The 15,340-nt window shown below is 59.6% G+C and carries 18 protein-coding genes; 10 read left to right on the plus strand and 8 right to left on the minus strand.

The window, feature by feature from the left end; translation table 11 throughout:
* Nucleotides 1–116: 116 nt before the first annotated feature.
* Both OR601_RS07820 and ettA read right to left on the minus strand, forming a co-directional pair.
* Complete coding sequence (locus OR601_RS07820; RefSeq protein WP_136011904.1) at nt 117–536, minus strand: YjdF family protein; 420 nt, start codon at nt 534–536, stop codon at nt 117–119.
* A gap of 364 nt (nt 537–900) precedes the next feature.
* Nucleotides 901–2,595, minus strand: a complete 1,695-nt coding sequence (ettA, locus tag OR601_RS07825; RefSeq protein ID WP_265591627.1) for an energy-dependent translational throttle protein EttA — start codon at nt 2,593–2,595, stop codon at nt 901–903.
* 212 nt (nt 2,596–2,807) lie between these two features.
* Between ettA and OR601_RS07830 the strand changes: the two genes are divergently transcribed.
* The 4 genes from OR601_RS07830 to OR601_RS07845 all read left to right on the plus strand — a co-directional run bounded on the left by OR601_RS07830 (nt 2,808) and on the right by OR601_RS07845 (nt 6,722).
* Nucleotides 2,808–3,923, plus strand: a complete 1,116-nt coding sequence (locus OR601_RS07830) for a hypothetical protein (protein WP_265591628.1) — start codon at nt 2,808–2,810, stop codon at nt 3,921–3,923.
* Nucleotides 3,924–3,931: 8 nt separating this feature from the next.
* Nucleotides 3,932–4,663, plus strand: a complete 732-nt coding sequence (locus OR601_RS07835; RefSeq protein WP_167604253.1) for an ATP-binding cassette domain-containing protein — start codon at nt 3,932–3,934, stop codon at nt 4,661–4,663.
* 57 nt (nt 4,664–4,720) lie between these two features.
* The gene (locus OR601_RS07840; protein ID WP_265591629.1) at nt 4,721–5,500 is read left to right on the plus strand and encodes a response regulator transcription factor; all 780 of its coding nucleotides are present in this window, start codon (nt 4,721–4,723) and stop codon (nt 5,498–5,500) included.
* Between the two features lie 106 nt (nt 5,501–5,606).
* The gene (locus OR601_RS07845; RefSeq protein ID WP_265592394.1) at nt 5,607–6,722 is read left to right on the plus strand and encodes a sensor histidine kinase; all 1,116 of its coding nucleotides are present in this window, start codon (nt 5,607–5,609) and stop codon (nt 6,720–6,722) included.
* Here OR601_RS07845 and OR601_RS07850 read toward each other — a convergent pair.
* The 3 genes from OR601_RS07850 to OR601_RS07860 form a co-directional block, all read right to left on the minus strand.
* Nucleotides 6,712–7,158 (minus strand): hypothetical protein, encoded by a 447-nt coding sequence (locus tag OR601_RS07850; RefSeq protein ID WP_136011900.1) that lies wholly within the window; start codon nt 7,156–7,158, stop codon nt 6,712–6,714. The two genes, OR601_RS07845 and OR601_RS07850, sit on opposite strands and share 11 nt — an antisense overlap.
* Nucleotides 7,142–7,921, minus strand: coding sequence for a hypothetical protein (locus tag OR601_RS07855; RefSeq protein WP_136011899.1), 780 nt, complete (start codon nt 7,919–7,921; stop codon nt 7,142–7,144). The genes OR601_RS07850 and OR601_RS07855 overlap by 17 nt, the downstream gene beginning before the upstream one ends.
* 118 nt (nt 7,922–8,039) lie before the next feature.
* Complete coding sequence (locus OR601_RS07860; protein ID WP_136011898.1) at nt 8,040–8,291, minus strand: hypothetical protein; 252 nt, start codon at nt 8,289–8,291, stop codon at nt 8,040–8,042.
* 326 nt (nt 8,292–8,617) lie between these two features.
* Between OR601_RS07860 and OR601_RS07865 the strand changes: the two genes are divergently transcribed.
* Both OR601_RS07865 and OR601_RS07870 read left to right on the plus strand, forming a co-directional pair.
* Nucleotides 8,618–9,049 (plus strand): YxeA family protein, encoded by a 432-nt coding sequence (locus OR601_RS07865; protein ID WP_265591630.1) that lies wholly within the window; start codon nt 8,618–8,620, stop codon nt 9,047–9,049.
* Nucleotides 9,050–9,193: 144 nt separating this feature from the next.
* Nucleotides 9,194–10,348, plus strand: coding sequence for a DUF3810 domain-containing protein (locus OR601_RS07870; protein WP_265591631.1), 1,155 nt, complete (start codon nt 9,194–9,196; stop codon nt 10,346–10,348).
* A gap of 66 nt (nt 10,349–10,414) precedes the next feature.
* Here OR601_RS07870 and OR601_RS07875 read toward each other — a convergent pair whose 3' ends face one another.
* Nucleotides 10,415–10,681, minus strand: a complete 267-nt coding sequence (locus tag OR601_RS07875; RefSeq protein WP_136011895.1) for a hypothetical protein — start codon at nt 10,679–10,681, stop codon at nt 10,415–10,417.
* 175 nt (nt 10,682–10,856) lie between these two features.
* On the minus strand, nt 10,857–11,162 hold the full coding sequence (locus tag OR601_RS07880) for a hypothetical protein (RefSeq protein ID WP_265591632.1): 306 nt from the start codon (nt 11,160–11,162) through the stop codon (nt 10,857–10,859).
* A 105-nt stretch (nt 11,163–11,267) separates the two neighbouring features.
* Between OR601_RS07880 and OR601_RS07885 the strand changes: the two genes are divergently transcribed.
* From OR601_RS07885 to OR601_RS07900, 4 genes are all read left to right on the plus strand, one after another.
* Nucleotides 11,268–11,810 (plus strand): DNA-deoxyinosine glycosylase, encoded by a 543-nt coding sequence (locus OR601_RS07885; RefSeq protein ID WP_136011893.1) that lies wholly within the window; start codon nt 11,268–11,270, stop codon nt 11,808–11,810.
* Nucleotides 11,811–11,909: 99 nt separating this feature from the next.
* Nucleotides 11,910–13,145, plus strand: coding sequence for a diphosphate--fructose-6-phosphate 1-phosphotransferase (locus OR601_RS07890; RefSeq protein ID WP_136011892.1), 1,236 nt, complete (start codon nt 11,910–11,912; stop codon nt 13,143–13,145).
* 2 nt (nt 13,146–13,147) lie between these two features.
* Complete coding sequence (locus tag OR601_RS07895; protein ID WP_265591633.1) at nt 13,148–14,023, plus strand: spermidine synthase; 876 nt, start codon at nt 13,148–13,150, stop codon at nt 14,021–14,023.
* Nucleotides 14,024–14,047: 24 nt separating this feature from the next.
* Nucleotides 14,048–14,608, plus strand: coding sequence for a PaaI family thioesterase (locus tag OR601_RS07900; RefSeq protein ID WP_265591634.1), 561 nt, complete (start codon nt 14,048–14,050; stop codon nt 14,606–14,608).
* Nucleotides 14,609–14,692: 84 nt separating this feature from the next.
* Here OR601_RS07900 and OR601_RS07905 read toward each other — a convergent pair whose 3' ends face one another.
* A complete protein-coding gene (locus OR601_RS07905; protein WP_265591635.1) occupies nt 14,693–15,211 on the minus strand; it encodes a GNAT family N-acetyltransferase in 519 nt (172 codons plus the stop codon).
* Nucleotides 15,212–15,340 lie beyond the last annotated feature (129 nt).

Below are 15,340 nucleotides of genomic sequence, written 5' to 3' on the forward strand. Positions count from 1 at the left end.
TGGCGATGCATCCGAGGCCTCTCAGACGTCTCCTAAGTATGCAAAAGCCCCCACCGCAGCACCTACGTACTCGCAACACAGACCTCTCTCTATCTCGCATTCCCTCGCTTCACGGACTAATGGCCGCGCCTCTTCTCCTTGCGCGATTTGGCACGCTGTTCGAAACGAGCTTTCTTTTCGCTGGCATAGCGCTCTTTTCGCTTCCGCAACGATTCTTGCCTGAGCTCTTCTCGCTGCTCAGCCAGGGCTGCCTGCGCTTTCGTGCTCATGGGCGCCCGCTGAGCAGTCCGTGCTGCCTCGCGCTGACGGCGTTTTGGGTTTGCTGCCAAAGGCTTGGCAGCAGAAAGCTGTACACCGCCAAACGCGAGGGTTTGCCATTTTTCAATCACAAAATGCAAAACCTCTTCATTTGAAGGCTCTGCTCCAAACACAATGCGAGAAGCTCCAAGACGCCCGTCTTCAACATGCTCGATGATACCCACCCAAAATTGCCCATCATGGAATAAGGTCAGGGTGGATGACACGCTGATCCGCATGGCTTGTTCCTCCTTTATGTAGACACACCATGCAGAGAAGGGACAACCAAGGAGGCAGGTTACTGATACGGCGCCTGTGCCGTACGCCCTCGACTACCCGACGGGGACTGTGTTTTCATCTCTGATGCTTCGAGTATAACGCAGAAAACCGCAGACGCCTGAGCAAGACAGGCAGCCAAGACTCGCTGCGTGACTCTGGATCGCAAGCCTTCAAGCTGCGGCAATGGCGCTTAAGGGCGGTTTGCATGCTAAGGAGGCTTTTTGAGAAGGCCCGGGTGCATCGCCAGATGCACCCGGGCCTTCGATTGCCTCCGTGTATGCAAACCGCCCATTGCCCCAAAGCCCAAGCTTTAGGACACACGCCTTAGTCGCGGGTGAGCTTGCGGTGGATGCGGTGGGGCTTGGATAGATCAGGACCCAGGCGCTTCTCACGATCCTTCTGGTAGGCCTCGAAGTTGCCCTCGAACCAGTGCCAGTGGCCGGGGTTCTCATCGGTGCCTTCCCAGGCAAGGATGTGGGTGGCCACGCGGTCCAAGAACATGCGGTCGTGGGAGATCACCACCGAGCATCCGGGGAAGTCCAAAAGCGCCGCCTCTAGGCTGGAGAGCGTTTCCACGTCCAGGTCGTTGGTGGGCTCGTCCAAAAGCAGCAGGTTTCCGCCCTGCTTCAAGGTGAGGGCCAGGTTCAGGCGGTTGCGCTCGCCGCCGGAGAGCACGCCGGCCTTTTTCTGCTGGTCGGGACCTTTGAAGCCAAAGGCCGCCACATAGGCGCGGCTGGGGACCTCGGTCTCGCCCACGGTGATGAAGTCGTTGCCGTCGGAGACCACTTCCCACACCGTCTTGTTAGGATCGATGCCGGCACGGTTCTGGTCCACATAGGAGAGCTTGACGCTCTCGCCCAGCTCCACCGAGCCGGCATCTGGCAATTCAAGGCCAACGATGGTCTTGAACAGGGTGGTCTTGCCAACGCCGTTAGGGCCGATGACACCCACGATGCCGTTTCTCGGCAAGGTGAAAGAGAGGTCGTCGATAAGGACGCGGCGCTCGCCGGAAGGATCATCGAAACCCTTCTCCAGGTGCTCCACCTCGAGGACCTTGGCGCCCAGGCGCGGGCCCACGGGTATCTGGATCTCGGCGAAGTCCAGCTTCTTGGCGCTTCTGGCCTCGGCCTCCATCTGCTCGTAGCGCTCCAGACGGGCCTTGTTCTTGGTGAGGCGGGCGCTGGGGCTGGAGCGCACCCATTCCAGCTCGGCGGCCATGCGCTTGGCCAGGCGTGCCTGCTGCTGGCCCTGGGCGGCCAGGCGGCGCTCCTTGGTCTCCAGGTAGGTGGAGTAGTTACCCTCGTAGGGATAGAGGGTGCCGCGGTCCACCTCGCAGATCCACTGGGCCACATGATCCAGGAAGTAGCGGTCGTGGGTGACGGCCATGACGGCGCCGGGGTAGTTTTGCAGGAAATGCTCCAGCCACAGGACGCTCTCGGCGTCTAGGTGGTTGGTAGGCTCGTCCAAAAGCAGCAGGTCGGGGGCCTCCAGCAGCAGGCGGCAGAGAGCCACGCGACGGCGCTCGCCGCCGGAGAGCACAGAGACCGGGGTATCGGGGTCCGGGCACTGAAGCGCGTCCATGGCCTGGGAGAGCTGGGAGTCCAAGTCCCAACCGTTGGCAGCGTCGATCTGGTCTTGGAGGGTGCCCATCTCGGCCATCAGGGCGTCGAAGTCTGCATCGGGCTGGGCCATCTCGTTGCCGATCTCGTTGAACCGGTCGATCTTCGCCAGCAGCGGGCCAAAGGCCTGGCGGATGTTCTCCAGCACCGTGGCGTCTTCGTCCAGCTCAGGCTCTTGGTCCAGCATGCCCACGCTGTAGCCGGGGGCCAGGCGGGCCTCGCCGTTTGAGATGTCCTCTTTGCCTGCCATGACCTTGAGCAGGGTGGACTTGCCCATGCCGTTAGGGCCCACCACGCCGATCTTGGCGCCCGGGAAAAAGCCCATGGTGACGTCGTCCAAGATCACCTTGTCGCCGGCGGTCTTGCGCACGTCGTGCATCTGGTAGACAAACTCTGCCATATTGGCTCCTTAACACCTGACTCTATGCGGGATTATCAACCTCCCATCATGCCCTAGGAAGCCGTGCCTTCCCAAAAAATCCCAAGGTAAGCTGGCAACCGCAAGAGGGGTCGGCTCCGATCTGTGGCAGCTTTGTGGCAGGAATCTAAAGGTTTCAGGTCTCATTACTCCCTAAGATCAAGGCAGTTCCATAAAGGTCGATGGGAGCACCCATGGTTTCCTATGCCAGAGAGCTTTTTCGCGCGATCCTCCATAGCCCTTGGATTTATGCTGCCGCGCTGCTTTTATGCCTGTTTTTGTGGCTGCCGCTGGCCGGCGTGGGATCCACCGCCGGCGCCGATATGGTCGAGAGCTACGTGACCCAGCATGCCCAAGACATTGGCCCTCGCATCCAGATGCTTCAGGACTCAGGGGCTGCCGACAATATCATCAACCTCTGGAAGGAAGCCCAGCAGGCGCTGGACGAGGCCGGATCCAGCCCAAGAGGCTCTGCTGAGCAACTTCGTGCCTTAGGCCGTTACTGCCAGGCGATATTGGCGCTTTGCGATGCAGGCTACTTCGCCGGAACAGACGAGGCCATGATTCGCGCGAACTCCCTCACCATGGTGCGTGTGGGAGAGCTCCAAGAGCCGGTGGTCTATGGCACCACCCACCAGATGGGCGCATGGCCCTACCTGGCCGTTGTCTACGGGCAAGTGCCTCCGCTGCTATGGCTCGCCATAGCAGCGGAGGTGGCGGGGGTGGGGGTTTCTCGGCAAGAGCCAAAGGGCCTACTGGGACAATGCCCCATGAATTCCGGAGCAAAGGCGCTGGCGAGCATAGGGGTGACAACCATCGTAGCTTGGCTGCTCATGATGGCAGCCTGCGTGGTGGCGTTTTGCCAGCGTGGGCTGGCTGCGGGATTTGGGGATCCGGGATATCCGGCAGTGTTCGTCCAGGGTCAGCAGGTACTGGATCTCACCGCAGCCCAAGTGCTGGGGCGAGCTGCTGTGTTATTGCTGATCCAATGCGCCTGCTGCGCGTCGTTGGCACAGCTGGCGTTGTCCCTGGGCGCAAAGCGGCAAATGGCGACAGCGATCGCCTGCCTGCCGATCTTGGGGCTTTTCGCAGTCAATGTGCTGGCAGAGGGGGCCTCGGCCTGGAATCCGGCGGCTTATTTCGATCTTTGGCCTATCGCCGGCGGACTTGCCTATTTCAACGGAGAAGCCCTTGTCCACGAGCCGGGAGTGTCCTGGGAGCAAGGATTGCTGGTTTTAGGACTTTGGTGCTTGGCTGTTGCAACAGCTTCAGTGGTAGGAAACCTTGCCGCACGCTCCACAAGGGTTTAGGAGGAGCCATGTACGAAGTACATGATTTGGTGCTGGGATTCGCGCGCAAAAGGCTGCTTGAACACGCGTCTCTCACGCTTGAGCCCGGACGGGTCACAGGCCTTATCGCCCCCAATGGCTTTGGCAAGACCACGTTGCTGCGGTGGCTGGCGGGCAATAGGAGCCTGGGACAGGCAAGCCGCCGCATGCTTGACGGCCACAAAGAGCCCAAGCCTCAGGCCATTCGATCGAAGGTTTTTTATATGCCTGGAGACGGCTCTCTGCTCAACCCTCAGCTGAGCGGTCGGGATCACCTGCAAACGGCAGCTCAGCTTTGGAAAAGCTCCGCAGACATTGCGCAGGTAGTAACCCAATGCTCTATGGAACCCTATATAGAGTGGGCCGTCCGGCGCCTATCCCAAGGCATGGCCCAGCAGCTGGCACTGGCCTGTGCCTACGTGGCACAACCCAAGTATCTGCTTTTGGACGAGCCTATGAACGCGTTGGACCCCACCCATGCCGAGTCCAATGGGCATTATCTGCGCGCCTTGGCTCGGCGCGGGAGCGCTGTGCTGTTCTCATCCCACATCTTGGACAACGTGACTGCCGTGTGCGACAGCGTGCTCACGATGGAAGGGAGGCGGCTGACCGAGCACGAAAACACCCGCAGCCGGGGATTTGCTGCGGAGTTGTATCGTAGAACCTATCAAACAGTGAATGACGCACCGGGCAGCGCGGCTTCTCGCCAACCGCCTCGATGATGGCTGTTCGCCGCAACATCTCCCTACTCCTTCTTCGCCGCATTATTGAGGAGCCCCATGGCAAAGATCTACTTCGCCGACGATGACCCAGACACTCGCACCTTGGTGGTTGCCTGCCTAGAGCGGGCAGGCCATGAAGTGGAAGGCTTTGCCAACGGGGCCTCTCTGTTGAGCGCCTTTCGCCGCAGCCCCTCCGATTTGGCGATCCTCGACGTCATGATGCCGGGCATGAGCGGCCTTGAAGCCCTAAGCGAACTTCGCCGCGCCTCGAGCTTGCCCGTGCTGCTCCTTACCGCCAAAGGCGCCCCGGACGACCAGTGCGAAGGCCTCGACTCGGGCGCCGACGACTACCTTCCCAAGCCTTTCGAGCTCCGCGTGCTTGTGTCGCGCATCCAAGCCCTGCTGCGCCGCACGGCTTTGCTTGAACCACAAGCTGTGCCGTCTGAAGCATTGAATCGCGACCTTGTGTGCAAAAACCTCGCCTTCGAGGCCAAGACTCGTCGCTTTTGGGTGACATCCTTGCCGAGAAAAACCTCCACCGCCGGATCAACCCGCCCCGGCCCTTCAAAGCCTCGCCGTCAAGAGCTCAAGCTCACACCCCTGGAGGCTGATCTTCTCGGATACCTGATGGCGCACTTTGAAGAACCCGTAGCGCGTGGCGAGCTGGTTCGCGCGGTGTGGGGCTATGAGGAGGTAGTGGCCTCTCGGGCGCCAGACGAAGCCAACCGGCGCCTTCGCCGCAAGCTGCTTGACGCCGGCTCCCAGGTGATCAACGAGACCGTATGGGGCTATGGCTGGCGGTTGGCTCCAAAGGAGGTGCCCCAGGATGCCCAGTGATTCGGTCTCCCCCACGCCCACTCGTGCCACATGCCATGGGCATATCCCAAAGAAACTCCCTGCAAATCAAAGCGCTCGCACGTTAAAGAGGCTCTCTGTGGCCATCATGATCTGCGTTGCCTGCGTACCCTTCATCTACCTGTGGTTTTCTCGCTTTGAGCTAGGAAGACAGGCAGAGCGGGCGCTGATGGCAACGGCTGCCAACGAATCTGTCGTCCAGGAAGCCTCGCTGCCCACGGTAAGTCGCGTGGAGTTGGGAGAAGAAGGCCAAAGGCTTACCCAGTACCCATCCATGGCTTCGGCCGGGTACTTGCCTTCTTTTTGGGGGCACCTCGCGAGCACTGCAGACGTCACGCCCCTTAACCAGGTGCAACGTTTTAGCGACCAAGGCCATGAGTTTTACTATCTGGTGGCAGGGCCCGATGAAGCCGCTCGTCAGCAGGGCTACCATCCTTGGCTCGTGTTCTGCGTGGACGAAGGCCCCTACCTCGCGCTGATCGACCAGGCGACTTCGCTCCTGCTGGTCATTGCCCTAGGAGTCTGCCTGCTGGTGAGGAGAGGCTCCGGCTGGCTGCTCAGGCTTATTGAAGAGGACCGCCGTCGCGCGAAAACCTTTTGCGCCAATGCCTCCCATGAGCTCAAGACACCCCTCATGGCCATCACCGGCTATGTGGAGGCGCTCGAAAGCGGGCTGCTCCCTGCCGAGCGCGCCCGGCCCATCATCCACCGCAACGTAGGCACCATGAGCAGGTTGGTAGATCAAATCATTTTGCTTTCCCAGCTTGACGAGCTGAGCTACGAAGCTCATATAGAAGAGGCGGACCTTCGCGAAATCGCCTTCGAGGCCTTGGAGGATGTGGCTCCCTTAGCTGATGCACGTCACGTTATTTTGCAAGCAGACCTCCCTTGCCAGCTCCCTCTACGCACCGACGGCCGCCTGGCTGCCAGCGCACTCACTTCTCTGCTGAGCGTGGTCGTTCGCCAAGCCCAAGGTGCGGTTGAGGTGAGCTCTCACGCATGCGCCGACTGGGTGGAGATTGTTGTGAGTTATGATGCGGTCCCTGGCGACGCCACTGCCGTCGATTCGGCTGATAGCTCGCCGATGCCCGCCAGTTTTGATCTCTCGCTGGCCCAAGAGTGCACCTCGCAGCTAGGCGGGGAGTTGCACTGGGATGCTGCTGCCGAGAAGACCACCTTCCACCTGCGACTCCCTAGGAAGTAGGGAGTGTTTCTCGGGTTATCACGCTGTAGTCCCAACCGCTCACATAGCCCACAGTTCCAGGGGCGAGAATATGGAACCAACGCAACTGGTCCCCTGGTTTAGGAAGAGGCGTCCTTTGGCTGGCACTGGATTGCATGGGATCTAACACCACCAGGGCAAAACTGCCCGTTTCCATGGAAGACCCCTCTTGCACCTGCACCATCACGAGGTACTTGTTGTCGCGCTCCTCTGCATACAGCACCTCGCCGCTGGATTCTCCTGCAGCTGCTCCAGCACCACCGGTCCTGGTATCTGATTGATCAGGCATCTCGTTGCCTCTCTCATTAATGCTTCGATCTTCTGAAGTAAGAGTTTTGCAGCCAACCATATTTAAAAACAGCAGGCTTAATACAAAGCCTGCTGTTTTAAATAACCTTCGTCTAGAAATAAGTTCCATGCGTCGTCCTGTAGCCGCTGTATGACACATTTAGATATTTCATATTGTACCATCCGTCAAATACGCTTAAGGTATTCATGGTAAGACCAGCACGCTTCAAGCAGGCCCATCCGTTGACACTCATAGAGTGTCCTGAAATACTCCCATCCAACCTTGTTATTGAAGCGGAAAAGACTGAATGTTTAGTATTAGAAACTTGATTTTGGAAAGAAGAGAATGCTGGGCTGAAAGTGTTGCTTTGATTTTGTGGAAATCCTCGTGCCCTACAGAACTCAACAAATCCTGGGCCTATTTTGTCCATTTCGGTAGTCCCTAGCATTGCACCAGCAGAACTATACTCCCCGGTTCCAGTTGTTCCTGTATACTTCCAAAGCTGGTCATAGCAAGACCAATCTGAGAATGGATCAATTAAAAAGCCCGATCCTGTCCACGTTAAACCTGCGATAGTATAAAGGGCAGTAACTGCACAAGCATATTTTCCCGTATTCTCTTCAATTTGCCCTTCTGTAGCAAACCAATAATCACCGATGTAACCCTCTGACGTAATTGTATATGCACTACCATATACTTGATCAGTTGGAATCAATAGATCATTCCATTCGGTTTTTGGAGTAGAGGTGTTTCTTCGTAGTGGCTTGAAGGGTACTCCGTCTGTATTGATAGCTATGCCAACTGCTTCGTCATAGGGGAATAAGTCAAGGGGAGAAAGCTGTAATAGACACGGCGCTCCAAGGCTACTAGAATTGAGGGTCTTTTTAAGCATACTCATTTGCTTTTGGTAAGGCCCCAGTGCTCCGGAATTAAAACAAAAAGTAGTGATTAGTTCTGGGCAGTTCGTATCAAGTAAGACATAGCCGCTATTTCCGCCTCCTTCTATAATATCAATAGCATAGCATATCAATAGCATAGCCAGAGGGCTGTCCATAAATATCGACTATGGGTATGGGGTTATCCACACCTGCTGAAGACCTATAAGTGTTCTTAACAAATTGTTCTGCATAATCAAGAGCAATCTCGGGACTAAAAACGACTAAGTCATCGCTTTCGGATGCAATTGCTTTCTTTGGCCTAAAGATCCCCATGGCTGCAATTGCTGCCATTGCTTTAATAAAATGTTTGCGTGAAATGCTCATTTTATCCTCCCTTATTAAATTCACTAATAACATGATCTTATACTTATCGAATAATTCAACATACAATCGATAACCGAGAAGTTGACAAACTGAATTGCTTTGTATATTAGAGTTTAAATATTTGCGTATCAAAAAGCAGTAATCATATATTTAATTATATTATTATTGCTTATATTATGATAATTTGCATTCTTCTGAAAGCGCAAGTATTACAAATACCAAACAGCGATACAGAATAAATATCCGAAATACTTATTGCATAAGCGTTTCAACCCCACCAGCCCTCCCCCTCTTACAAAACCGTTATCCCTCTGTCACCTGCATCGATGGACGCGCTCTGTGCGTCGGGCCACCATGGTCTGTGGGTGCGATGCGCGCATGAGCGATTGGAAGACCCCATAGCAAGAAAGATCCTGGTTGGGCTTGTGGCAGTAGTGGCAGTGGGCGCGGCAGTGGCAGTGGTGCTCCATAGCGAGTTGGCAGACCCCGACATCGCCTACGTCCAGATAGACAACGATGCCGTGCATTCCATCGAGCCCCATGGAGGCATGTGCTACTCCTATCAGCTGGAGGGTGTCACTCCAGCCGGTCAAACCACCCCCATCACCCTAGACACCGAGCGTATCCTTCGCGACGCCGCCTACCTGCGCCTCAAGACTCGCCCACTGGTAGGCGTCGTCTCCTGGGAAGAGGTGCAGTGGGATGAGATCCCCGAGGCTGCCCAGGGCAAACTGCCTGCCCCTGAGACAGTCTCATAGCCCCAGGTTACTCATGCTGCCCAGTGCCTGATGCCAACCCGGCGTCCCCCGCATCTTACTCAAGCCTCTCGCATCCATCCGCTAAGCTGATGAAGGAGCGCATCGACGCGCTATCCCGCCCATCGCACCCGGAAAGGAGGCCCTGTGCCCTTGCATCTTCCCCGCCGCACCATCGTGGGAACCTGCCTTTGCCTGACAGCTGCCGCAGCCGCCTGGGCCGGGTCGCTTTGGCTGGCGGCCAGCCCCTCCGACGCCTGGGCTCAAGGCTTCTACGTACCGCTGTCGAACGCCGTGGGCTGGGTGCCGGGGTTGGCGTCTTTCTCGGTAGCGGAATGGGTCCTTCTGGCTGCAGCCATCGCGATCATCGCATATCTCATAGTCAGCCTTCGGGCGATCATCAAAGCCGGCCGCGGGAGCAGACTCACGACCTTTTGGCGCCGCGCGATCCCCGCCGTCGCGACAGTGGCGGCCATCTGGGTGATCTTCATGGCGCTTCAAGGGCTCAACTACTACCGACCTACTTTCGCCCAGCTCGCCGGCTATGGGCCGGCCCTTGAGCAGGCGCGCAGCCTCCCTGCCGAGAAGCACGCCGCCCGCCTAGCCGAGCTCTGCCAAGAGCTGGGACGCCGGATGGATGAGAGCCGGGCGGCGTTGGGGCCCGTCTCCGACCAGTGGCTTCGCAGCCGCCCTGCGACCTCGGGAGATGGGCGGGGAGACTTCCCTGCGATGGCCCAAGAGGCGAAATTGCTGGTCGAGGCCTTGAACTCCCCTCACCCTGGACTCTTCGACGTCGAGTTCTCCACCCCTAAGCCGGTACTGGCCTCTCGGCTCCTGTCGCTGGTGGGCATCACCGGCTTCTACTTTCCCTTTACCGCCGAGGCCAACGCGAGCGTTGACTGGCCCCGCTTTTGCGTGCCGGCCACCCTCTGCCACGAGCTGGCCCATCGCGCCGGGTTCATGCGCGAAGACGAGGCCAACTACATTGGCTATCTGGCCTGCGTGAACTCAGAGGACCCGCTGGCTCGCTACAGCGGCTACACCCTGGCCTACAACCATGCCATGAACACCCTCTACGGGCAGGATCAGGCCGCCTGGGCACGCATCAACCGTCAAAGGAGCGCCGCGGTGGCTGGCGACCGAGCGGCCCGCTCCTCGATGGCTGCCAGCTATCGAGGCCCTCTTCAAGATCTGGGAGACGCAGTGAACGACGGTTACCTCAAGGCCCAAGGGCAGTCGTCCGGCACCGCCAGCTACGGCCTCATGGTGGATCTGCTGCTGGCAGACCCGGAGTTTTCCTAGGTGCCGCAACCCCCAGCTTGAAGAGGGCCCCAAGACAGCCGGCACGGCGGCCTGCCTGCACGTCCTCTACCGCTGGCTCACATAGAGCTTGTTCGACCGCGGAAACTCCCGGCGACAGGCCTCGCGCAGCGCTTTGCGGGCCTCAGCTCCCGGCGGATAGTCCTTCTCGGCAGCGGCATAGCCGCCCTCAGCCACCCGCACCGCATCGCCTGTGGCACACACGCTCACCCAGCGGTCCTTCTTAAAGGTCTTAAGCTCCACCGAGCCTTTGGAACCCTTGCCGCACAGCCCCTGCGCCATCCCCAGCGCCTGCTTCATCGCCATAAGTTTCACTGCGTCTCGCCTCCTTCGTGGGCAGAAGTTTCATGGCCTACCCCTATCTGCCAACGAGAAAATAGATCTGCCGGAAAGCAGGCTCTCGTACCACAAAATAGCGAATCCACTCGCTTGTCGCCTTACCGAGAAACCCGCGCCTTTCCTGCCTGACATCCGTGGGTCGCCGGGGCGCCTACCCACTCGCCAGAAAGCGCTCGAGCTCCTGAGTGAAGTCGCGTTTTACCAGCGTAGGGGTGATGTAGACCACCTGGGCGGCGTCGCCTGCCACCCAAAAGGCCACGCGCACACTGCCGGCGTCTTTGGAGTTCACTCGGCACTCTTTGAGGGAGTGGCCCTGGAAGGGGTGCTTGATGGCGCTCTTACACTTGAAGAAGCCGTTCTCTGCCTGGCTGGCAAGCATCTGGGGGATGCGGCAGGCCAGATCGGGCCAGCGTTTGAGGGACCGCGCGCAGCCGCGCTTGTCGAAAGTCACGTTCATGGGCGCTGCCTCCTGTCTGGGCCGCAAGATGCGCAACGGGTGCTTGGCCGGGTAAGATTTCTGGGTAGGATTGTGCCCAAAAGCCAGGGGCAGGGAGGAGCACGCGTGCAAACTCAGCAGGTCACCCACACTTTGGAACCGGTCTATGACAGCGCCAGCCGCGTGTTGGTGTTGGGCACTATGCCCAGTCCAAAATCTCGGGAGCTGGGATTTTACTACGGGCATCCCCAAAACCGCTTTTGGCGGGTGCTGGCAGCGCTCTTTGGCGAGCCGGTGCCAGAAACCGTTGAAGCCAAACGGGCGCTGGTGTTGGCCCATGGCATCGCCCTTTGGGACGTACTGGCTTCCTGCCATATCGCCGGGGCATCGGATGCCTCCATCAAGGATGCAGTGCCCAACGACTTGGGACCGCTGCTCACTGCCGCGCCTATCCAGGCCGTGGCAACCACCGGGGCTGCGGCGGCACGGTTTTATCGGCAGTTCGACAAGCCGCAGTGGCCGGAGCTCGAACATGTGGCGCTGCCCTCTACCAGCGCGGCCAACGCATCTCTGCGCTTAGATGATCTGATTGTCGCCTATGAGCCTTTAAGAGAGCTGGCGGGCGGGGACAACCTGTCGAGCCTCGATGACAAGTTGGCGCACCAGTAGGCTTTGTAAGGTCCCAAGCGGGACGGTTGGCTTAGAGTGAAAGAGTTCTAAGACCGTCGTCTCGCGCCGTCGACGGACGCGCCATGCAAAGGGGGCCCTATGGAGCAAAAGTGGGACACCACGGTGTTGGTGGGGCAGTCGGGAGGCCCCACCGCCGCCATCAACGCCAGCCTTGTTGGAGTGTGGGAAGCCGCCTACAGGCTGGGAGCCCGCGTGGTGGGCATGCGCAACGGCATCGAGGGCTTTTTGGCCGGCGCCACGGTGGATCTGGACGCCATCGTGAGCGACCCGCTCCAGGCCGAGCTGCTGCGCCATACTCCGGCCTCGTTTTTGGGCAGCTGTCGCTACAAGCTGCCGGATCCCGAGGATGACGCCACGCCTTACCAGGAGCTTTTCTCGCGCTTTGAAGCCCTGGGCGCAGGGGCGGTGCTCTACATTGGCGGCAACGACTCCATGGACACCATCGAGAAGCTGGCCCGCTACGGCGAGAGCGCAGGAAGCCCCATCCGCTTCATGGGCGTTGCCAAGACCATCGACAACGACCTGATGGGCACCGACCACACCCCCGGCTATGGCAGCGCTGCCAAATTTGTGGCCACCTCGGTCCATGAGCTGAGAAGGGATTCCGACACCTACTTTATGAAGTCGGTCACCGTGGTGGAGATCATGGGCCGCGATGCCGGCTGGCTCACCGCCGCCGCAGCCCTGGCAGGGGCTCCAGGACAAGACGGCCCCGACCTGTTCCTGCTGCCGGAGGCTCCGGTGAGCTTGGACGACATCGTTTCTCGGGTAGATAAGCTCTTCAAAACCCAGAACACCGTCATTATCGCGGCCAGCGAGGGCGCCCGCACGCCCACGGGAGAGCCGCTCTATCAGGACGAGTCGGTGGGTGTGGACGCCTTTGGCCATGCGGCGGCCCAGTCCGGGCTCTGCCGCTACTTGGCCGGCGTCATCAAGGAGCGTCTGGGAGTCAAGACCCGCGCGGTGGAGCTCTCCACCCTCCAGCGCTGTGCCGCGCATCTGGCCAGCGCCACCGACCTCGCAGAAGCCGCCACCCTGGGCTCCACCTCGCTGCAGGCAGCAGCGTCCGGGGCCACTGGCATGCTTTCGGTGATTCACCGCATCTCCGACGACCCCTACGCGGTACGCTATGGTCTCAAAGCCATCTCTGATGTGGCCAATGGGGTACGCACCATCCCACGCAGCTGGATCACGCCGGACGGCATGGGCCTCACCCAGGTCTTTTTAGACTACGCCCGCCCGCTCATTGCCGGCGAGGTCCATCCCATCTTTGTGGACGGAGTCCCCTGGTACCCCCGTCTTGCCAAGGAGTAGCCATGAACAAGCCCACCTTGTCTTCCCTGAAGCCCGTGGCCATCGGCGCCCTTACGGTCGCTGCCGGCGCCGCGGGAGCCTTTGGCGCCACCAAACTCGCCCAGCATCTGGCCTTGCGCGCCGACCGCCTGGTGCCCACCCGCTTTGGCGTGGCCCATCTGTTCACCACCACCGACTCTGAAGGCCGCCTCATGCGCGTGCTCTCAGTAGGCGGCGGCTGGCAATCGGTGATGTATCTGGACGACCCGGACGAGCCTGTGGCGGCCCACAGCCGCGGCTTAGACGTCATCTTCTCCCCTGAGATGGCCGCCCAGGGCGTCCATCCCAAAAACGTGCTGGTGGTAGGCGGCGCCGGCTGCTGCTGGCCACGCCACGCCATCAAGGAGCATGAGGATCTCTCCATCACCGTGTGTGAGATCGACCCCATGATCATCGAGATCGCCCGCCGGGAGTTCCACCTAGACCACGCCATCGAGTTCGCAGGCACCCTGCCCTCCGGCGAGCCGCGCCTGAAGGTGGTGCAGGAGGACGGCCTAAGCTTCCTGGTGAAGCGCAAGGTCTTGGGCCGCGGCGCTGCCCAGCCTTACGACGTCATCGTCAACGACGCCTACGCCGGCACCTCCGCCCCCTCGGACCTCATGAGCGGCTACGGCCTGGATATGGCCAAAGAGAACCTTGCTCAAGACGGTCTCTACCTGGTGAATGTAGTAGCACCCGCAAAGGACCCCACTCGCGTCCTTGAGGCCCGCGACGCCCTGCTCATGGCCTTCGAGCACGTCTATGACCTGCGCTGCCCCGACCCTCTGGCCCAAGATGAGAACAACATTCTCATCGCCAGCGACCGCGAGCTTGAGGTGCCCGGCGCTACCGAGCTCTAAACCTACAAGGAAAGTGCTGCTCCTATGTCTGCTTCTGAATCCTGCCCCCACTGCGCGCCTGCGGGCCCCGGCTGCGAGCACAATCAACCTATTAACGACATGTGCTTCGTGTGCGGCTACGAGAACCCCGCAGGCCTGCACGCCCAGTTTGTGGAGGACGACACCCCCGGTCAGGTGACAGGCGTGTTTACTGCACGCGATATCCACTGCAGCTATCCTGGGCGCCTCCACGGCGGCGTCATTGCGGCCATCTGCGACGAGTCCATTGGGCGCGCCTACATCAGCGGCAACCACGATCACTGGGGCGTCACCATGGAGCTCACCGTGCGCTACCACAAGCCCACACCGCTCAATGTGCCCCTCACGGTGAAGGCCTCTATCACCAAGGAAACTCGGCGCACCTTCGAGGGACAGTGCGACCTCTTTACCCAGGAAGGCCTGCGCTGCGTGAGCGCCAGCGCCATCTACGCCAAGCTGCCGGTGGAGCGCATCATCGCCGAGTGCACAAGCGACGATTCCTACGTATGGGTGCCTGACACCCGCTCCATCCCCACCGAGGAGCTAGACGCCCCCGAGCACCGCTAGGCGCGGACAGATGCGGGCGGCCGGTTGTGCACTGAGGCCAGATGCGCGATGAGTCCATGGGTCGCTTGGGCGGTCTACCTGCGGCTAGACGCTGGCAGCCTGCGTGGCGGCCGGCACCTGCGGCGTGAGCTCATAGGCCACCCAAGGCCCCTCGCGCCAACGCCTAAGCTCGCCGCAGTAGACAAAGCCCAGGCGCTCAAGCACCGCCTGCATGGTGACGTTGTGGCCGTTGGTGTCGATGCGAAGGTGGTAAAACCCCTGGTCCTTAGCGAAGTCCACAATCTGGGCCATGGCGTGGGAAAAGGTGTTGTCGGTAGCAACGCGATGAATCACGCCATAGGGAGAGCTGTCGATCCAGGCGCCGTCGATATCGCCATAATCTGGGTCTGGCCCCGCGGCCAGCGAGAAGCAGCCATGGACCTCTGAGCCGTCATCCACAAACACGTAAAAGGTTCCGGCGTCGATATCGTCGAGAATTGTATGCTCGGTGGGATAGCCCTCCCACTGACCGGCATTGCCCTCGGCCCGCATGCGGCTGCGGGCGCACTCGATAACACTCATAATGGCAGGTAGATCGCTAGTGCGCGCAGAACGAATGACCATAGTGCCCCCGATACTCCGTGCGTTGAAATAAGAGTGGATACCATACCATAGCCCTATGGCGCTTTAGACCATTTTGACGCTGGAATACCAAGGGACACACAGGCACCAAAATCTCTACGCCACCTTGTG

The organism is Leptogranulimonas caecicola (assembly GCF_023168405.1).
GTDB lineage: Bacteria > Actinomycetota > Coriobacteriia > Coriobacteriales > Atopobiaceae > Leptogranulimonas > Leptogranulimonas caecicola.